Source organism: Rathayibacter rathayi (assembly GCF_004011095.1).
Taxonomy (GTDB): Bacteria; Actinomycetota; Actinomycetes; order Actinomycetales; family Microbacteriaceae; genus Rathayibacter; species Rathayibacter rathayi.
Genome location: NZ_CP028129.1, coordinates 2,446,404 through 2,463,262, shown reverse-complemented (window position 1 = coordinate 2,463,262; position 16,859 = coordinate 2,446,404). Strand labels below are relative to the sequence as shown.

Here is a 16,859-nt window from a genome sequence, read left to right as displayed (position 1 = left end):
GTCAGGCGATGCGGAGGGCTCCGAGGAGGTTGTGCAGCCTCCCCTCGATCGTGTCGACGGGCTCTGTTCGCATGAAGGTTGACGGTCGATGAGCGGTACCACCTCGCTCTTCCTGAACGATCCGACGGGCTTCGCGTGAGTCGAGCTGTTTCACGGCCGAGCCGCCGCAGTATCGGCACCGGACGCCGACGGTCATCCCGTGGGCGCAATAGCCGGGGTCGATCCACTCGCCCTCAGCGTCAACGTTGGCGGCGCTGGCGTCGACAACGGTTCCCGAGCGGAGATCTCCGCCGGCGTGGCGCTCGTATGGCCGCACGGCCGTTCCCTCGCGCTCCTCGATGATGATGCGTCGAGCTGCGACGTAGTCCAGTCGCCCGTCGGGTCGGCGCGGGTGCGGGCCGTAGGCGTGGGTGCCGTCGTCAGGAACGAGAGAGAATTGCCCACGGCTCGGTCGACGACGCCCGTCGGGTCGACGCGGTGCGCGCATCCACGTCTCCTCGGCCTTCCACCAGGCCTACGCCTCGCGCTCGACACGGTACCGGCCTGCGCGGGCCTCGAGTCGGCCGGCGACTCCGGCGCGCTCAGCGGCCGCGGCGGGGAGTGGGCGTCGACGCGGCGCCATCCTTCGCGGCCGCGCTCGATGATGCCGGCGTAGGTGAGGCGGTCCAGGAGTCGACGGGTGCGAAGAGGATCAGCGCCGATGATGGGGGAGAGTTCGTCGAGGGTGCGAGGTCTGGAGTCCATCCGTGCGTAAAGGTTCCCGGCCAGGTGTCCCAGCGCAGGACAGGTAGCGGTGAACAAGTCGTGCGCAGCGTCAGTTATTCGTGTGCGCAACGTGGCGAGAAGAGTGGTTCTCTCAGCGACCCCAGCCCCGGGGGGGGGGCGTGGGTCCGTTTGTGACCGGGCTAGGTTCGAGTTGCTGTGGAGAACACCCTGAGGGTCGATCGTCCAGTGAGCGGCGCGGGTGCCATCGGCGGCCGTAGTCTGGGCGATCCGCCCGTCATCAGCCAGGCGCAGCAGCGCCATCCTGGCCGTCTCACGGCCAACCCCCGCCAACAGGGCCAGGCGTCGGATGTCGGCCTCCACGGAGGCGCTGAGGGCGTGCAGAGCAAGGAAGCTCAGCACGTCGAGGACGCGACGATCGGCAGGACCGCCCCCTCGAGTCCAGCGGCCGGCGGCCACGTCGGCGCGCTGCTGAACGTCACGCACATGGGTGGCCATCGCGTCAGCGCGGCGATCGAACGTGGGGTCGTCCCCGATCTGCCGATCACTCGCGGCGACATAGCGCACAGCCTTATCCCACTGCCGGCCGAGCACGGCGGCCTGCTCGCCTCTCGGGCGAGCTGCGCGGCCGCGGGTCGTGACGCGGCTGCGCACATGCTCGAGACCAGGCTCAGTGTCGACGAGGGCGGCGACGTCGCTGTGCCGCCACCTCGCGGCCGCCGCGCCGATCAGGACACGCCACAGCGTCGCTGAGGCGTCCAGGGGCGTCTCCCGGAGAGCTGCGGAGCTGTTGGCGGGGAGCTGGCGGCGAGGGCCTGCCAGGTGCAGTCGGCCGTGGGTATCGAGGGGGAGCGGGGAGCGGGGGTCGATGGGCCGTGCGGGCTCGGTGTCGTCGACGAGGCCGGCGACGAGGCTCACGAGCGCACGCACCTGAGCCGCGGTGGCCGTGGGGGCGCTCAGCGCGTCCACGTCGCCGCTAAGGACCGTGGAGCGCCCGCCGGCACGGTGGGGCGCACCTGGCGGCCGTACACAGCCGGTTACTGCATTGCAGAGGGGTGACAGGTCGAGAGTGGGGCACAAGTGCTTGATGAGGCGGGCGAGAGTGGCGACGGTCTCGGCGTCCACGGACTCGGCCAGACCGACCCACACATGCCGGCCACCGGTCGGCCCGGACTCACACAGGACATAGGACACGCCAACGTCGCGCAGGAGGCCGCCGAGCACGTCGGCATCCCGAGCTGCAGCAGCAGGGTCGCCGTGAGCGTCGAGATCGAACGCCAGGAGGCGGAATCGGCGGTCGGGACCGGCGAGATAGACGGCCCACGGGCGCTCGGGAGCGGCCGCCCCCAACGTGCGATCACGATAGTCATTCAGGACGGTGCCATAAGCGTCGACGACAGCAACGCGCACACGCGAACGCGGGCTCACCGCGACGGTGAGCGCCCACGAATCGGCGCGTGGATGCTGCACAGGACCAGCACTAGGTGCTACGACGGCGTCACCTTCACTTCACGGTGTGGGTACGACAAAGGCCCGGTTCCCTACCGGTTCTCGTCGGAACTGCCTTGATCTACCAGGTCGCCAAACTCAGAAGATCAGGCACTCAGCTTCGGCCCCCGTCTCCTAGAGACGGGGGCTCGCTTATTTATGCGGCGTGCGTCGTGGCCTCCTCAAGGACAGGAAGCTCGTCAGCCGGTCGTTGCCGTGACGAGTGGACCTTCGGAAGGCGGCCCTGCGCCGCAAGCATGTCGCTGAACAGCGTCTCGACGTACAGCGAGATCGACACCCCGCTCTCCGCAGCAGCGTCTTTGACGGCACGTCGAATCCGCGGATCCACGCGCGCCTGGAGCAGGACTGTGGCAGCGTTCTCCTCGCGGCGTTGTGCACTCACGCTGTTGATCGTGCCAGAAGTGCCCGAATGCATACGCATTTGGAGGGGCGTGTCGTCTGCAAACATGTGGGCCATAATACCGCTAGACGGGTACATACTCACAGCCCGATGGAGGCTCGTGCCTCATACAAGGCCGCCTCAGCCGCACGACGATCCCCGACAATTTGGCCGCTGACCTCACGAATTAGCCCCAGATCACTGAGGTTGCGGATACTCTCGGCGCACTGGGCGTGAGAGAGAGTAAAGCGCACTCTCAGGTCCTGCACGGTTGACGGCGACGCGAGCACGCACTTGAGCACGACAAGATCCAAGGCCCGGAGGCGTCCGGCGAACGGACCGCCTGTCGTCGGAGCAACATTTTCGAGTACAAGATGTCCTGGCATCTCGGCTACCTTCGAACGGGTCGACAATGGTCGACCGGTGGCACCACGACCGCCACAGGCGGCTGGGTATTGGCCACAGGACGACCGCCACAGGCGGCTGGGTATTGGCCACAGGAGTCCCGCTAGTGTAGTGTCCAGACGACATGGATACCAAGCACCAATCGGCGCTCATCGTGGGCGGAAGCAAAGGGATCGGCTCTGCGGTCGTGCGCAGATTCCTAGCCGATGGGTGGCTTGTCGCAGCTACCCATCGGGGGAGCGGGGTGCCCCAGGGAGCGCTCGGCATCGAGGCAGACATCACCGATCGGGAGTCTATACAACGCGCGGTGGCCGCCACGCTTGAGGCGCACGGGGGAATCGACACTCTTGTCGTATCCTCGGGCATTACGAGGGACGGTCTCCTGCTGCGCCTCTCGGAGGATGATATCCGCGCGGTTGTGGAAACCAACCTGCTCGGCCCCATCTTCGCAACCCAGCTAGCGCTTAAGGGAATGTTGCGCGCGAAGCGCGGATCGATTGTCCTTATCTCCTCGACATCAGCGCGCGTCGGAGTCGCGGGCCAAACCAACTACACCGCGGCAAAGGCGGGTCTCGAAGGCTTCGCGCGATCCTTTGCGCGGGAATACGCGAGTCGTGGTATCCGCATGAACGTCGTCGCGCCCGGAGCCACGGACACCGACATGATGAATGCGGTACCGACGCCAGAACGCGAAGCGATGGTGGCGCAGATTCCCGCTGCACGTCTCGGCACACCGGACGAGATTGCCGATGTAGTATTCTGGGTGTCGCAGTCAACATATATGTCCGGGGCGACAGTGAATGCCGCCGGGGGAGCATGATGGTCGCGCAAGCCACCAACAAGTGGATCCTTGTCGATGCTGACGGAAAGCTGATTCTCGCCGGGAATGCAGAGTTCACGGGAGTGAGCCCCTCCCGGCACCTGCAACACTCGGTTTCCCGTGCGCTTGTGGGGTCGATGAAGCAGGCGATGAGCTCTTCTGTGGGCCACAACCAGGAGCGGGCGAAGTACGTTGATATCGATGGCGAACAACTGGTGGCGAAAATCGCCGTTATCCGCGCGCCGTACACGAACAAGGCTGTTGCGGCCATCGGCATCCTGCGTCATCCCGATGAGCCCGAACCGCTCCGGCCGCTCGTCGGCGCGTGGGAATGGTGCCCAGTAGGAGATTCCTCGCGGACATGGATAGCGTATTGGACTCCCGAGATGTTTGACATCTACAGGGTATCTCCAACGAGCAGTGAGGCAGTAGATGGGAGGTGGTCAGCGCCCCAATGGTTGATGGACGTGGTAGCAGATGCCGATCGTCTCCGGATGCAGCATCTCATCTCAGCCGGAATTGACTCTCCGGAGCTGGCCAACAACCTGCACTACCGTGTACTACTCGGTTACGGGCAGCCATCCCGGGAAGAAGCTCTACTGAGGCTCTACGGACGCGCTCACATTGACGAAGCGACGACGCGGCTCCGCGGGATAACGCACCTTTCGAATTCCACCTCCCGCGATATTGGCGCGGGTATCCCCTCCTACGACACTGGTCCACACTTCTCCGCCGCAATGAGAGCGGCCAATTCAGTTGCAATCTGTGGTATCGATGCCGACACAGACCTCTGCTTCTACCTGTCGCCGGGGTACGACCAGCTGGAAGCGGCACGTCCCCCGCACGGAGACTTCTACGCGGTGATCCACCCGGAGGACGAGCGCGCGGTGAGAAACCTCGTTGCCGCACGGCAGCGCAACGATGAAGACGCTCCCAGCAGCATCGATGCTCGGGTTCGCAGCGGGTCCGGCGAGTACATCGATGTCGCCGTCGCCGCTAGTAGCGTCCCCGGTGAGAATTGTTCGGCGCGCTACGTCTACGTGCACCTCCGTCCAACGCTGTCATAATTCGGATCGCTCCGTTCTTACGACTGCTCCAGGATCCAACTCGAGAACTCATCGAAAATCTGCTTGAGTTTCGCCCGATCCACTGAGTAGTTAACCGACCGACCGCGCCGGCGACCCTTCGCGAGGTCCGCTGATATCGCCCCATCCTCTTCGAGCGCCTGCAACCGTCGCGAAACTGTCGTCGCGCTCGGAGGGGTGACCCCTTGCGCGGCTGCAAGGTCGGCGAGGTTGTCCTGGATGTCGCCGTAGTTCCCAGACGGTACGCCAGCGAGATACTTCAGGATCGCCACGTTTGTGGGGTTCGCCAGGATGCTATGTGGCACTCGTATTCCTTCAGGGAGATGGAGGTCTGCTGGGTGCTTTGGCATGAGAACCATCATCGCGCATGCGCACCGGTCGACCCCCGTGGAGACTGCTTGGCGCGCTGACTCCGCGCCAGGAGACTCGGTAATGATAGCCCTGGGTGTTGTTTCGATACCGCACAACAGTTGCATGACCACGCTGTGTGGGCTCACAATGTGTCTTGGTGATGGGAGGCTCCTCTCTCGCTCTGCCGCGGCCGGAGGGCCTGCGGGTGAATGCCGTACCCGAGACGGCATCCACCCGCAGGCCCCCGGACCCAGCACCTCTGAAAGAGGCCATGACGCCCCCCCGCACCCCCTCGCGCCGCACCGTCTTGAACACTCGCGGCACTCCGCGGCGGGTCCGTGTCGTCCATCGCGCAGCACGTCCGATCGACCCCGATCAAGGAGAGGCCATGAGCGGCACCACATCCATCACCATCCCTACGGGCTCACCGGAGCTGAACGTTCTGCGGAGGGACACCGTGGCACCCGGCACCAATGGTGTGCGGCCGCGGCAACAGCGCGCGGTCGAGACGCGCGAGCGAATCCTCACGGCGGCGACGGTGGTCATGGCTGAGGTCGGCCGGGACCGACTCACGATCTGCGAGGTCGTGAAGCGCGCAGGAGTGGCAGCCGGAACCTTCTACCGCTACTTCCCCGACCGAGCCGTCCTGATCGAGGCCGTCCTAGCTCGTGACCCGGTCCATCAAGCTCAGCTCGAGATCCTCAACGAAGCCGTGCTCATAGCGACGACCGTCGGCACCGACGGGTGCCCGCCGGCGCTCACAGCAGCAGCGAGACGGCTCGTACAAGCAGCCGCTGACACAGCCCCCACTCTCGAATCGGCGCGACTCCGCGCAGCGGCTCCCTAGACCGGGCGTGGCGCTGACCCGCCGAGACGGGTGAACGCCGCGAGAAGACCATTGACGACGGTCACCGGCCCCTTGTCTGCAACCGCCGCCCCCAGGAACTGCGCTACCGCACCGCGGTATCGGCCCTCCGGCCGGGCGCGGCGGCCGTCTCTGCGTCAAGCGGTCGCTCGCGAGACGGCACCAGCGGCCTTCCGAGTATGGCGGGATCTTGACCTGTCCCACCTCGCCCGACCCCACCAGCACGCCCTGCACGCCGACGCCCCCCGACCCGTTCTGGGACCACGCGGGCCTGACATACCCGGACCCGCGGCCCACCGAGGGCACCACCCGGCGCGAATGGCTGAAATTCGACGAACACGCACTCCAATGCGACATCCGCTACACCGCTCTGAACGCTCTCATCTACCTGCGAATTCGACAACGGCGCCTCCCTCACCACCATCACCGTCGGCTCCGCCACCTGACCGCACTATCGGCGTCGCACACCTCCCCATCGGCGCCGCCGCGTCCTCGTCGAAGCGTGCCAGAGCGCGCGAGACACTCGACGCGCCGACACCCAACACGCTGGCGATACGAGCGAGACTCGCGCCCTGCGTGCGCATCCGTAGCGCCTCAGCGGTGCGCTCCTGCGTCATCACGGAGGGCCGGCCGCCGTGACGGCCACGCGAGCGAGCGCGCTCGAGGCCTCGCATCGTGTTCTCTCGGGTCGTATCCACACGCAGCTGCGCGAACACGGCGACGACCGCGAAGAGCGCGCGCCCCATCGGAGTTGTCGTGTCGATCGCCGGCTCCGTCAGGCTCCGGATGTTCACGCCCCGCCGCTCGAGATCGCTCAACGTCTCGATGACGATTCGCTCCGACCCTCCGAGCCGATCGAGCCGGCACACGAAAAGGGTGTCGCCGTCACGGAGACAGTCAAGGCACGCGAGCCACTGTGGGCGGTCCGCGATACGGCTCGACTCGCTGTGATCGACGAACACGCGGACAGCACCCGCGGCGACCAGCTCAGCCTCCTGCGCGGCCGAGTTTTGCCCTCCTGCCGAGACCCGGGCGTAGCCGATCACGTTCGCCATCAGCGCCCCGCCTCGGGCGGCCTACGATCCCCGCCGCGACTCCTCGGCGGTGTCCCGGGCTCGACAGTGATGGTCGCCTGCACCGACGTGACATCGGTCGCCGGCGAGGGGAAGGATAGGGGACAACTCGTGGAAGCGGTGTTGCTCACGAGAGGGATGATCGTTTGACTGAGGACCGCGGCGAGCCGGTTGTTCCGACCCGTGTCCTGACTGTGGAAACGCGCCGCCACGAACTCGTCGCGCAACGCGGCACCTGGTGCGAACCGCACGGCGTCGATCTGGTAGCCGGCCTGCTCCGCGAGCTGTGAGTAGAAGACGAACTGCGTCCGGGTGTTGCCCTCCCGCGCGAAGTGAATCACGTTCACTTCACCCCAGCTCTCCGCGAGCTCGTTGACGAAATCATCGAGCTGCAGGCCGCGGAGGTGGTCCTTGCTCGCCAACCTGGCGTACTGCGTTTCGGCCGCCTCCGTCAGCGACGGGCCGGCGGGGTAGTAGGAGTGCCCGTCCTTGACCATGAACGCACCCGTGGGCGCGACGCGCTCTTGGCCGGCCCACTCGTACACGTCGCCGAAGGCCACGCGGTGAATCGCCTTCATATGGTCGTAGTCGAACCGCCCCTTGATCGGATTCTCGTGCAGCTCCCGGATGCGGACGGCGGTGATCGCCTCCTCCATCGTCCGCAGCTTCTCGGGGTCCGTCTCGCCGTGGGGCTTACCCGGGCCGGTGAACTTGTTCCTCAACACACGCGTACCTGGGATGAAATAGTCATCCCAGGTACGGAAGGTGGTGCCGCGGGCCATCAGCCCTGAACGTGTCGGCGGATCTCCGCGACCGCCTCGTCCCCTGTCAGCTCGTGGCGAGCAGCGCGCTGTGCGATCGCGCACAGCACAGGATCCGTGACCTCGTGCCCTGCCAGAGCGAGAGCAGCGTCAGCAAACGCCAGGTTTCGGTCGACGTCGACCCAAACAGGTCGAGCAGATGCGAGCGCGCGAGCCACGATGTGCCCCTTCGTAGGTTGCTCCAAATTCTATCAAAACCCACCAAAAACGGCATCCAGATGTTTCGGTTGGCGCGAACTTCGGCGACGAGGTCCGGTTTCGGCGACGAGGTCCGGTGCTGTAGCGCCGATACTTACCGGGGTTTCGCATAGCGAGGATTCGGGAGCCGACCCACCCCCTACTCGTAGAAGTGTAGCGAGGACGCAGCGACAGCCTGGCGCTGGAGCGCGGCGCTTACGGGCTACCGCAGACGCCGAATCGCACGCCGCGGACGCGGCGCAACGCGAACGGCGTCGCGCACGAGACCGCGCAGTTTCGCGCGCGCATTAACCTCGCTCGCTGCGGCCGCCTGGAAGTGAACTGGCCGAACAGCTTGACCGTTCTCTCGAGCCTCGAACTCGGCAGTCTTGATCGCCTTGTCGACGTGGTCGAGCGAGGACAACCAGCTGACGACCGCCGCATCCATCGTGTCACCGCCGTAGGCGTCGACGAGAGCCATCACGTCGGCCTCGCGCTCCTAGTCCCGCGGGGCGACCGGCCGCCGTTCAGGACCGTAGGGGTCACCCTCCTCGCCGGTCATCAGATCCGTCCCCTCCCAACCTGCCTGCGTCAGGTTGAATACACGATCCTGAGCGGCGCGACCACTCAGCTCCACCAGCTGCATCACCCTCAGCAAGGCCTTCGCTCTCTCACCCGAGTACTGCATCTCCAACGAGTCCAACGAGGCGGCACGCGAGCGGTAGGCGCCGTAAAGAGATGCGCCAATGTCGGACAGTCCAACCAGCAGCGCCACCCCGGGACGCCGGAAGCGTTACGACAGTCGAATCCATCACTCCGAGATCTCCAGTCGAGGCAGCGAGACCGCGCCGATGCCATGCCGGGCCCGCGACCTCTCGACCGCGCGATAGACAGTCGCGACACCTACGCCGTAGCGACCGGCCAGCTCTCCGACGGAGTAGTCCCCCGAGCGAAATTTAGCCACGAGGTGCCCCTCCACGACGGGTGAGAGCTTCGGATTACGCCCCTTCAAACGACCCTTCTGCTTTGCCACCTGCATCCCCTCGCGGGTGCGGGCGCGGATCAAGTCGGACTCGAACTCAGCGATCATGGCGAGTGTGTTGAACAGAAGCCGACACATGGGGTCCAGCGGGTCGTGCACGCTCTCCCCGATGCGCAGCTTCGCGCCCTTCGCAGTCAGCTCATCCGCGATGTCTCGAGCGTCGGGCACCGACCGCGCGAGCCGATCCAGCTTCGTCACCATCAACGTGTCGCCACGCCGGCACGCAGCTAGCGCCTCCCGGAGAGCAGGACGCGCACGGTTCGTGCCCGTCAGGCCCTCATCGACGTAAATTAACTCGGTAGGTACACCCGCAGCCGCAAGCGCGTCGCGCTGCGCCGTCGCATCCTGCTTGACCGTCCGACGCGCGCGCGTACCCGATCACCAGCCCGTTCATCATTTTCACCTTCCGCTAACCATCCCGTCACCGGAACCCTAAAGCCTTAAATCGGCTCGGACGGTGAGCTACGCTCCCTCCAGCGACGGGAGCTCGACATGACGACCTTGACTGCATGGATCTGCGACATGTGCGGCGACAACATCGCTGACCCCAAGAAGGGTCTCGTCATTTGGCAGGTCGACAGCGAACTGCGCAAGAGCCACTTCCGCATCGTCCATCAGGGAGCGTGCGATAACGACCACTCGTCCGGAATCCAGACCAGCACCCTCGCGGACCTGCTCGGCCTCGACGGCCAAGCACGCCTGCTCTCTTGGCTCAGCTACGGTCCGATCAAGAGCGCCGGCAGTCAGCTCCGGATCAACGACCTCGACGCGTTCGTTGACCTGTTCCGGCGCCTACAGACCCCCTGGTACGAGGAAGCCCGCCCCCACTTCAGAAGCAGCGACGTCGCGGAGCAATGGGGTGACGCCAACGAAATCGCACCCTACGTGCAGCACGCGCTGCGTCGAATCGCAGAAGAAGCGAACGTAGACACGGCCGACTAGCGCCGGCGACAGCGGATACCGGATAGCACCCCACGACCGGAACCCAAACCGGAACGGTCTACCGAGAACCGAGGTACCGGGGCGGCTCCGCTCCGGTCATCCGTTCCGGTGAACGATCCTCTTCCGGACGACTCCCGACGTCGGAACCCGCTCGAGACAGACCGCTCGTCATGGCCAGTCGGCCAGCGGGGTGCCTCTGGCTAGGGTGAGCGCATGCGTACGTGGGATTTCTACCTCTCGGGTCAGGAGGTGGTGTCTAACGCCTGGGGCTCGGAGGTGACGCAGCAGGCCGCGATCGACGTAGATCTCCTCGGGGGGCTATTGCGCTGCCCGAACCCGGAGCACGGGGATGTGGAGATCGCGGTGCCGCTAGCCCGGGTCGTGCACGAAGAATACGAGGCCTACGGCACTCGTGGCTCACCGCTCAGCAATGACGACTCGCGCTTGCTCGTCCGCGCGTTGAAGGCGGTCCTCGCGCGCCTCGGCATCGACACCTTCGATCCGCCGTTTCGTGACTTTGAGACATTCCGCAAGTATTGGCAGGCGAACGATGGTCACGGCAGCTGGCAGGCCAGGCGGGACATGCTCAATGACCAGTTCGGCGCATTCCACGAGATGCTCGACGCCCGTGAGACAGACTCACTCACCGGCGCGCTGGCCGATCCCATATCGCCGCGGAAGGCCACCGGCTGGCAGCGCGTCGACGAGGAGCTGAACGAGATGCGGCGACACTTCCAGGCGGCTCGGTCGGAGCAGGACTACTCGAACGTTGGGAACGACGCGGTGGCCGCGCTCGAGGCGCTCTCCGCGGCCTCCTACGAGCACGCACACCACGGCGAGCCTGGCGCCAATGAGCCGCCGGTCCCCAACACGAAGGCCCGCCTTGATCGAGTGGTCGAGGTCGAGCTACCTGGGTCCGAGAACGCCGAGCTGCGCAAAGTCGTCCGCGCGGCGATCGAGCTCGCGCAGGCCACGAAACACCGTAGGAACGGCGATCGGCGCTCGGCAGGTATGGCGGCAGACGCGGTGTTGCTCGTCGTGAATCTGGTCCGACGACTTCGGTGATCTTCGACTCGGCCCTCGTCTCGATAGCCGATCCCCCTATCGGACGCTCAGAGCGGGTAGCAGAATCGACGCATGACGCCTCCGCCCTCGAATCTCTCTTGGATCGGTTTCACCAAGGAACAGGAAGACATCCTCGAAACGCTGCACTTCATCGGCAACAACGGATGGGATCGCAACGGACAGACTGACGAGATGATGCCAGGGCTGCTTGCACGCGCCGCCGCCGCAAATCTCTCGCTCGCGCGCATTAAGGAAGCCATGTCGGCGGTTGGTCACTCCCGGGATTCACTGCACCAGCTCGACCGGTGGGAGTCCAAGCGCACGACCGGAAAATTCGGGCGCTGAGAGACCCCCGATCGGACGCAGCGCGCTGAGCGATGCACATCCCTTCCGTGTCCCACGCGGAGGACGTGAATGACGTAGTGTCCTATGCATGGGACAGACTTACGACATATGAAGTACGCCGACGACGGATACCGCGACGTCACAGGGACTGACTACGCGCTGGGCCGAGACGCTGACTACATCAAGGGGGTGGCGCTGGAAGCGAAGCTCCGGTCAAAAGCCGCCGTCGATGCCTACATCACAGTTGTGGACCAAGCGATCGCCGCGCTGAGCGACTCAGGCCTGTCCGCTCGCGAGATCGCCCGACGCCTGGACCTCTCGAAGAGCCATGTGGCGAGGAAGCTCCGTCGCGCCCCCTACCGATCGGTGCCCCAGCCAGAGATCGATTCGCTCGTCGAAGCGGTCTGGAGCGAGGGACTTCAGGGCGAGCGCGAGCGACTATCACCACGCGAAGGAGACTTCGCGCGACCGCTCACTTACTCTTTGAATATCCTGGGTTCCTTATCTAACGAGGCTCCCCACTCGTAGCTTGCATCGAACCGGCGGGTCGCCGGAGAGGCGAGCCAGTAATGAACCGGGACAACCCCTCAGGGGGCCTCTAAACGATCCTCTATCGGACGGCGGCCGGTGCCTCTAAGATGGGTTGCATGACAGCAGTAGGCGACGGCGAGCGGGGCCAGCACGACCGGCAGGAGACTCCCGAGCACGAGGAGCTGGGCCGAAGCCGCCTGACGCTCAGCTTCGCGCGCTACGACACCCTCGCGGCCCGTGCCGAGGCGCTAGCCGTCAGGGCGGGCTCGTCACTCGCCGGGGATCGGAGTGCAACTCCCTACAGTTCGGTCCCCGACCAGGTGCGCGCCAGCCTCGGCGTCGCCCTCGACCACCTACATGCGTTCACGATCATCGTCGCGGACGGCGGGGCCGTCCTCCCGTTCGCGATGTTCACGCTCGTGCGGAGTGCCTACGAGGCCACCGGGACCGCCCTCTGGCTTCTGCACCCAACGTCACGCGATGACCGGGTGCTGCGATCACTCAAACTGGTCCGCGATAACCACCGACAGGTGCACAACCTCATGGAGAAATCCGGCCGCAAGGACCCAGGTTGGGACAGGGCGATCGCCGCCCTCGAACGCGACCGCGATGGCCGTAAGGCTCTAGTCGGCGTCAAACTCGATCACGTCTCGTCGGTCACTGACCGCCTCGAAGAGATCGCGCCGCTCGTCCCCGAACTCTTCCTAACTCCGTTGGCCCTGTGGCAGACGTCGAGCGGTATGGCCCACGGCAACAGCTCGATGACGCTGCTGCTTCTCGATCGCGAGCAGAGTGGTCCGATCCAACACGGTGGAGCGGACTACAACCTCACCACGAGCGTGCTCGTCGTGGCCGGCTACTTCGACGCCGCCCTCGACATGATCGAGGCCGCCCTCGACCTCTGGGACAGTCGAAACAGTCCCCCCGAGCTGCACTGACGGGGCTCGCCGTACGCTCCCGCCGTGGGAGTTCGAGGGTCAGGTGAGGCGGCGGCGAAAATTCTGCGTCGGCCGAGCTACTTAGCTACACCGGGACGCCGCCGGCCACGTCCCCTCAGGCCCCTCGGGAGATGGCCCTGGCCTCCACAGCGGATGCCCACACCCACAGGCGCCGTGTGGATCCGTCTTCACTCCATTCGACGATGACCGCTCGACGGGTCCAGGCGAGCGCGAGCGCAACGACCCGTGCGGACGTGGCGGGGTATCGGATCCACCCCCAGACGGGCCGCGGTGCGCGAACTCCTCGATACGACGGTCGATCTGCGCCCCGACGTGGCGCTCGTACACCGAAGCAGGCGGCGATACCCTCGTCGGAATCGAGATCACGATCATCGCCGGAGGAGTCAGAACACGCGTCGACATCCTCGCCCGGACGCCATCCGGTGAGCTGTACTCCATCGAGGCAAAAAATGGCCTCCACGCTAAACTCACGAAAAACCAGAGTATTGCGTACCCCCTGATCGAACAGGGTGGCGTCGCGATACCCGTCGGGCTCCGAGCAAAAGAAGCTGGCCTCGACCTATCGGAACAATTACCTCCAATGACAATAGTCCGCAATGATTGGGATTGAGGTTAGGTGATAATTATGTCGTTTCGAACAGATGTCGAAGCGCTCTGTATTCGCAACCTTCACGACCGCGTTCGCGGGCCTCGCCGGACGCACCATCGTCCGGATCGACTGCGAAGCCGACGCCTACGACCCCGTCCTCGCCCTGGACGACGGCTCCACCCTCGAGATCCTCGGCGGGAAAGACAACGACCCCTGGCACTGGAGCATCGGCGACACCGTCGACCTCGAAGGCCCCGACACGAACACCCACGACGACTTCCTCGCCGGCAACTGGAACTACCTCCCCGAGGACTGACCGAGGCAGACGGAACAGCCCCACTCCTCACCCGACGCGTAGTAGGCGGCACCCGTGCGGCTCGAGCTCCAGTTCCACGGCGCCGTCGACGACGGCCAGCTCCTCGCCGCCCCACACCTCCACCACCGACCCCGCGCAGCCCAGGTCGGCCAGGTGTGCCGTGTACGACCGCACCGTCGCGCCCAGCCAGAACACTCCGCGCCACTGCACGTCCCCGCGCCACGCAGACCACACCACCAGGTCGCCGTCGCGCACGGTCTCGCGGCTCCCGTCGCTCTCCAACAGGGCCAGCACGTCGCCCTGAGTCAGCAGCGCCAGCGTCTCGGCGGGCGTGTCCGGGAGGTGCCCGCCCACCATCAGCGGCGAGCGGAGGAGGCACCACAGCGTCACGAGAGTCCGCTGCTCCGCCGCGGTGAAGCGCGAGAGGCGGTCCTCGCCGACGTGCGCGCGCACGCCGATCCGCCCCAGCGGCAGCATGTCGGCGTCGGCCCAGGCGCCAGGGCGCTGGTGTGGCGCCCAGCGCGCGGCCCGCTGGAACTGCTCGTGCAGGTGTGCCCAGTCGTCCCAGAAGTCGTCCGAGATGCGCCACATCTGGGCGCTCGCGCGGAGCAGGTCGAGGTTCTCCAGCGAGAGCTGCTTGCCGGGGGACAGGCTCAGCACCATCGGCCGGCCGGTCGCGTCGATCGCGCGCGAGAGGGCGGCGATCTCGTCCGCCTGGATCGGCGGAGAGAGGACGTCGTCGAGCTTCACGAAGTCGACGCCCCACGAGGCGAGCTGCGCCAGCACGGAGTCGTAGTACTGCTGCGCGCCCGGCACGCTCAGGTCGACCCCAAAGTTGTCGGGGTTCCACGGGCAGACGTTCCCGCGGTCGGCGATGTCGGCGCAGGTCGCCTCCGAGCCGAGCACGGGCAGGGCGAGCTCGGCGGCCCGGCGGGGGACGCCGCGCATCAGGTGCACCCCGAAGCGCAGGCCGAGGGCGTGCACGCGCGCGGCCAGCGCCGTGAATCCGCCCGTCGCCGCGGACGGGAAGCGGCCCACCGCGGGCTGCGGGCGCCCCCAGTCGTCGAGCACCGGCTCCGACACCTTCTGGTAGTCGCTGGTGCCGGGGTCCGGCTCGTACCACTGGATGTCGATGACGACCGTGTCCCAGCCGTGCGGCAGGAGGTGCTCGGCGAGGTACTCGGCGTTCGCGAGCACCTCCTCCTCCGTCACGGAGGCGCCGAAGCAGTCCCAGCTGTTCCAGCCCATCGGCGGGCGGCGGGCGGCCTCGGTGCGCGCGGCGATCACGCGAGCTCCAGCGTCACGGTCGCGAAGGAGTGCGGAGGCAGCGTCACACGCAGCCCGGTCGCGGTGGTCTCGATGCCCTCCAGTGCCACCGGGCTCACCTCGTCGGCGGCGCCGGGGCGGTTGTGCGCGTCGGGCCGGTCGGCGGTGAGGAGGCGGCCGGTGGCGCCGGCGATGCTTCCGCCGCGGACGTCGAGGGCGATCTCGAGCGGCTCCTCCAGGTCGACGTTGGTCAGCGAGACGAGGACGCGGCCATCCCTCGTGGACGCGGACGCGGAGGAGACCGGGATCTCGCGGCCGTCGACCGCGTGCGTGGGGCCGGCGACCGCGGTCGGCAGCACGGTCGCATCCTGGTGCCCCTTGTTCATCTCGAACACATGGTAGGTCGGTGTGCGGACCAGGTCGCCGCCGTCGGGGTCGGTCAGCAGCATCGCCTGCAGCACGTTCACCGTCTGCGCGATGTTCGCCATCGTCAGGCGGTCGGCGAAGCCGTGGAAGACGTCGAAATGCCAGGCCGCCACCATCGCGTCGCGGATCGTGTTCTGCTGGAAGAGGAAGCCCGGGTGCGTCCCCGGCTCCACGTCCCACCAGGTGCCCCACTCGTCGAGCACCATCCCGTACTTCTTCTCGGGGTCGTCAACGTCCATCACCGCGGCGTGCGAGCGGAGCAGCTCCTCGATGCCCTGCGCGGCGACGATCGTGCTCCAGTAGGCGTCCGCGTCGAAGCCGGTGGCGCTGCCCTTCGCCTGCCAGCTGCCGCCGATCGTGTAGTAGTGCACCGAGACCGACTCCCACGGCACGGAGGAGAAGGGGTGCCCCTCGATCTCGGGGATCACCGCCATCAGCGTCTGCGTCCAGTGGGTGTCGGCGCCGTCGGCTCCGGCCGCGATGCGGTGGAGCGGAGTGTCGTTGCCGCTCTGCACGAAGGTCCCGAACTGCCGAGCCAGGTCGGCGTAGGCGCCGGCGCGCATGGTGCCGCCGCAACCCCAGGTCTCGTTGCCGAGCCCCCAGAAGCGGACGGTCCACGGCTCCTCCCGGCCGTGCGAGCGGCGCAGGTCGGCCATCGGGGACGACCCCGCGCCGGTGAGGTACTCGGCCCAGTCCGCCATCTCCTGCACCGTGCCGGAGCCGATGTTGCCCGAGATGTAGGCGTCGGCGCCGAGCAGTTCGCAGAGGGCCATGAACTCGTGGCTGCCGAAGGAGTTGTCCTCCGCGACTGCGCCCCACTGCGTGTTGATCAGGCCGGGGCGCTGCTCGCGCGGGCCGACGCCGTTGGTCCAGTGGTAGCGGTCGGCGAAGCAGCCGCCGGGCCAGCGGAGGTTGGGGATGTCGAGGGCGCGCAGGGCCTGGACGACATCGAGGCGAATCCCGCCCTCGTTGGGCACGGGCGAGCCCTCGCCGACCCAGAAGCCGTCGTAGATGCATCGGCCGAGGTGCTCGGCGAAGTGGCCGTAGAGGTGGCGGCTGATGGTGGCGCCGGGGCGATCGAGGTCGACGGTGACGGTGCTGTGCACGGAGGACTCCAGTGTTCTCGTGGGTGGTCGGGGTTCCGGTGGTTCTCGGGGTGTTCGGTTCGCC

The 16,859-nt window shown here is 66.5% G+C and carries 20 protein-coding genes and 1 pseudogene; 11 read left to right on the top strand and 10 right to left on the bottom strand.

Annotated features, from left to right (window positions below; all coding sequences use genetic code 11):
• Nucleotide 1 precedes the first annotated feature (1 nt).
• A complete protein-coding gene (locus C1O28_RS11875; protein ID WP_104260054.1) occupies nt 2-487 on the bottom strand; it encodes a hypothetical protein in 486 nt (161 codons plus the stop codon).
• 434 nt (nt 488-921) lie between these two features.
• Here C1O28_RS11875 and C1O28_RS11870 point away from each other — a divergent pair, with 434 nt between their 5' ends.
• Together C1O28_RS11870 and C1O28_RS11865 are read left to right on the top strand one after the other, a co-directional pair.
• Nucleotides 922-1,476, top strand: a complete 555-nt coding sequence (locus C1O28_RS11870; RefSeq protein ID WP_104260053.1) for a hypothetical protein — start codon at nt 922-924, stop codon at nt 1,474-1,476.
• Nucleotides 1,477-1,803: 327 nt separating this feature from the next.
• Nucleotides 1,804-2,292, top strand: a complete 489-nt coding sequence (locus C1O28_RS11865; protein ID WP_104260051.1) for a hypothetical protein — start codon at nt 1,804-1,806, stop codon at nt 2,290-2,292.
• 76 nt (nt 2,293-2,368) lie between these two features.
• Here the strand turns inward: C1O28_RS11865 and C1O28_RS11860 are convergent, their stop codons facing one another.
• On the bottom strand, nt 2,369-2,680 hold the full coding sequence (locus tag C1O28_RS11860) for a hypothetical protein (protein ID WP_127821514.1): 312 nt from the start codon (nt 2,678-2,680) through the stop codon (nt 2,369-2,371).
• 460 nt (nt 2,681-3,140) lie between these two features.
• On the opposite strand from C1O28_RS11860, the gene C1O28_RS11855 reads away from it, so the two are divergent.
• Together C1O28_RS11855 and C1O28_RS11850 are read left to right on the top strand one after the other, a co-directional pair.
• Nucleotides 3,141-3,836 (top strand): SDR family NAD(P)-dependent oxidoreductase, encoded by a 696-nt coding sequence (locus C1O28_RS11855; protein ID WP_097168036.1) that lies wholly within the window; start codon nt 3,141-3,143, stop codon nt 3,834-3,836.
• The gene (locus tag C1O28_RS11850) at nt 3,833-4,903 is read left to right on the top strand and encodes a hypothetical protein (protein WP_127821513.1); all 1,071 of its coding nucleotides are present in this window, start codon (nt 3,833-3,835) and stop codon (nt 4,901-4,903) included. Before C1O28_RS11855 ends, C1O28_RS11850 begins: the two co-directional genes overlap by 4 nt.
• Before the next feature lie 17 nt (nt 4,904-4,920).
• Here the strand turns inward: C1O28_RS11850 and C1O28_RS11845 are convergent, their stop codons facing one another.
• The gene (locus C1O28_RS11845; RefSeq protein WP_097168038.1) at nt 4,921-5,226 is read right to left on the bottom strand and encodes an ArsR/SmtB family transcription factor; all 306 of its coding nucleotides are present in this window, start codon (nt 5,224-5,226) and stop codon (nt 4,921-4,923) included.
• Between the two features lie 434 nt (nt 5,227-5,660).
• On the opposite strand from C1O28_RS11845, the gene C1O28_RS11840 reads away from it, so the two are divergent.
• Entirely contained in the window at nt 5,661-6,119 is a 459-nt protein-coding gene (locus tag C1O28_RS11840; RefSeq protein WP_164861115.1) for a TetR/AcrR family transcriptional regulator, read from the top strand.
• 398 nt (nt 6,120-6,517) lie between these two features.
• On the opposite strand, the gene C1O28_RS11835 is transcribed toward C1O28_RS11840, so the two are convergent.
• The 5 genes and pseudogenes from C1O28_RS11835 to C1O28_RS11810 form a co-directional block, all read right to left on the bottom strand.
• On the bottom strand, nt 6,518-7,192 hold the full coding sequence (locus tag C1O28_RS11835) for a recombinase family protein (protein ID WP_097168026.1): 675 nt from the start codon (nt 7,190-7,192) through the stop codon (nt 6,518-6,520).
• Entirely contained in the window at nt 7,192-7,935 is a 744-nt protein-coding gene (locus C1O28_RS11830) for a Fic/DOC family protein (RefSeq protein WP_243392111.1), read from the bottom strand. The genes C1O28_RS11835 and C1O28_RS11830 overlap by 1 nt, the downstream gene beginning before the upstream one ends.
• 496 nt (nt 7,936-8,431) lie before the next feature.
• Entirely contained in the window at nt 8,432-8,689 is a 258-nt protein-coding gene (locus C1O28_RS11820) for a hypothetical protein (protein ID WP_097168029.1), read from the bottom strand.
• 18 nt (nt 8,690-8,707) lie between these two features.
• Nucleotides 8,708-8,983, bottom strand: a complete 276-nt coding sequence (locus C1O28_RS11815) for a hypothetical protein (protein WP_097168030.1) — start codon at nt 8,981-8,983, stop codon at nt 8,708-8,710.
• A 36-nt stretch (nt 8,984-9,019) separates the two neighbouring features.
• A pseudogene (locus C1O28_RS11810) lies at nt 9,020-9,544 on the bottom strand (recombinase family protein); the annotation flags it as partial.
• Nucleotides 9,545-9,742: 198 nt separating this feature from the next.
• Here C1O28_RS11810 and C1O28_RS11805 point away from each other — a divergent pair.
• From C1O28_RS11805 to C1O28_RS11780, 6 genes are all read left to right on the top strand, one after another.
• A complete protein-coding gene (locus C1O28_RS11805) occupies nt 9,743-10,192 on the top strand; it encodes a hypothetical protein (protein WP_127821512.1) in 450 nt (149 codons plus the stop codon).
• Nucleotides 10,193-10,405: 213 nt separating this feature from the next.
• Nucleotides 10,406-11,257 (top strand): hypothetical protein, encoded by an 852-nt coding sequence (locus tag C1O28_RS11800; RefSeq protein WP_104308972.1) that lies wholly within the window; start codon nt 10,406-10,408, stop codon nt 11,255-11,257.
• A 72-nt stretch (nt 11,258-11,329) separates the two neighbouring features.
• Nucleotides 11,330-11,602, top strand: coding sequence for a hypothetical protein (locus tag C1O28_RS11795; RefSeq protein ID WP_097168033.1), 273 nt, complete (start codon nt 11,330-11,332; stop codon nt 11,600-11,602).
• Nucleotides 11,603-11,710: 108 nt separating this feature from the next.
• Nucleotides 11,711-12,130: a helix-turn-helix domain-containing protein gene (locus tag C1O28_RS11790; RefSeq protein WP_104249046.1), complete on the top strand. Its 420-nt coding sequence runs from the start codon at nt 11,711-11,713 to the stop codon at nt 12,128-12,130.
• A 119-nt stretch (nt 12,131-12,249) separates the two neighbouring features.
• Nucleotides 12,250-13,071, top strand: coding sequence for a hypothetical protein (locus tag C1O28_RS11785; protein ID WP_097167360.1), 822 nt, complete (start codon nt 12,250-12,252; stop codon nt 13,069-13,071).
• A gap of 662 nt (nt 13,072-13,733) precedes the next feature.
• Nucleotides 13,734-13,997 (top strand): hypothetical protein, encoded by a 264-nt coding sequence (locus C1O28_RS11780; RefSeq protein WP_097167361.1) that lies wholly within the window; start codon nt 13,734-13,736, stop codon nt 13,995-13,997.
• Between the two features lie 27 nt (nt 13,998-14,024).
• Here the strand turns inward: C1O28_RS11780 and C1O28_RS11775 are convergent, their stop codons facing one another.
• Nucleotides 14,025-15,284 carry a glycoside hydrolase family 27 protein gene (locus C1O28_RS11775; protein WP_243392087.1) on the bottom strand — a complete coding sequence of 420 codons (1,260 nt, stop codon included), beginning with the start codon at nt 15,282-15,284 and terminating at the stop codon, nt 14,025-14,027.
• Nucleotides 15,281-16,795 carry an alpha-N-arabinofuranosidase gene (locus tag C1O28_RS11770; protein ID WP_207759897.1) on the bottom strand — a complete coding sequence of 505 codons (1,515 nt, stop codon included), beginning with the start codon at nt 16,793-16,795 and terminating at the stop codon, nt 15,281-15,283. The genes C1O28_RS11775 and C1O28_RS11770 overlap by 4 nt, the downstream gene beginning before the upstream one ends.
• Nucleotides 16,796-16,859: the final 64 nt, after the last annotated feature.

Coding starts and splice junctions, on each gene's coding strand:
- C1O28_RS11860 (WP_127821514.1), bottom strand. CDS start 2,680: ATGTTTGCAGACGACACGCCCCTCCAAATGCGTATGCATTCGGGCACT.
- C1O28_RS11795 (WP_097168033.1), top strand. CDS start 11,330: ATGACGCCTCCGCCCTCGAATCTCTCTTGGATCGGTTTCACCAAGGAA.
- C1O28_RS11835 (WP_097168026.1), bottom strand. CDS start 7,192: ATGGCGAACGTGATCGGCTACGCCCGGGTCTCGGCAGGAGGGCAAAAC.
- C1O28_RS11780 (WP_097167361.1), top strand. CDS start 13,734: ATGTCGAAGCGCTCTGTATTCGCAACCTTCACGACCGCGTTCGCGGGC.
- C1O28_RS11840 (WP_164861115.1), top strand. CDS start 5,661: ATGAGCGGCACCACATCCATCACCATCCCTACGGGCTCACCGGAGCTG.
- C1O28_RS11875 (WP_104260054.1), bottom strand. CDS start 487: ATGCGCGCACCGCGTCGACCCGACGGGCGTCGTCGACCGAGCCGTGGG.
- C1O28_RS11805 (WP_127821512.1), top strand. CDS start 9,743: ATGACGACCTTGACTGCATGGATCTGCGACATGTGCGGCGACAACATC.
- C1O28_RS11855 (WP_097168036.1), top strand. CDS start 3,141: ATGGATACCAAGCACCAATCGGCGCTCATCGTGGGCGGAAGCAAAGGG.
- C1O28_RS11800 (WP_104308972.1), top strand. CDS start 10,406: ATGCGTACGTGGGATTTCTACCTCTCGGGTCAGGAGGTGGTGTCTAAC.
- C1O28_RS11790 (WP_104249046.1), top strand. CDS start 11,711: ATGAAGTACGCCGACGACGGATACCGCGACGTCACAGGGACTGACTAC.
- C1O28_RS11785 (WP_097167360.1), top strand. CDS start 12,250: ATGACAGCAGTAGGCGACGGCGAGCGGGGCCAGCACGACCGGCAGGAG.
- C1O28_RS11850 (WP_127821513.1), top strand. CDS start 3,833: ATGATGGTCGCGCAAGCCACCAACAAGTGGATCCTTGTCGATGCTGAC.
- C1O28_RS11820 (WP_097168029.1), bottom strand. CDS start 8,689: ATGGCTCTCGTCGACGCCTACGGCGGTGACACGATGGATGCGGCGGTC.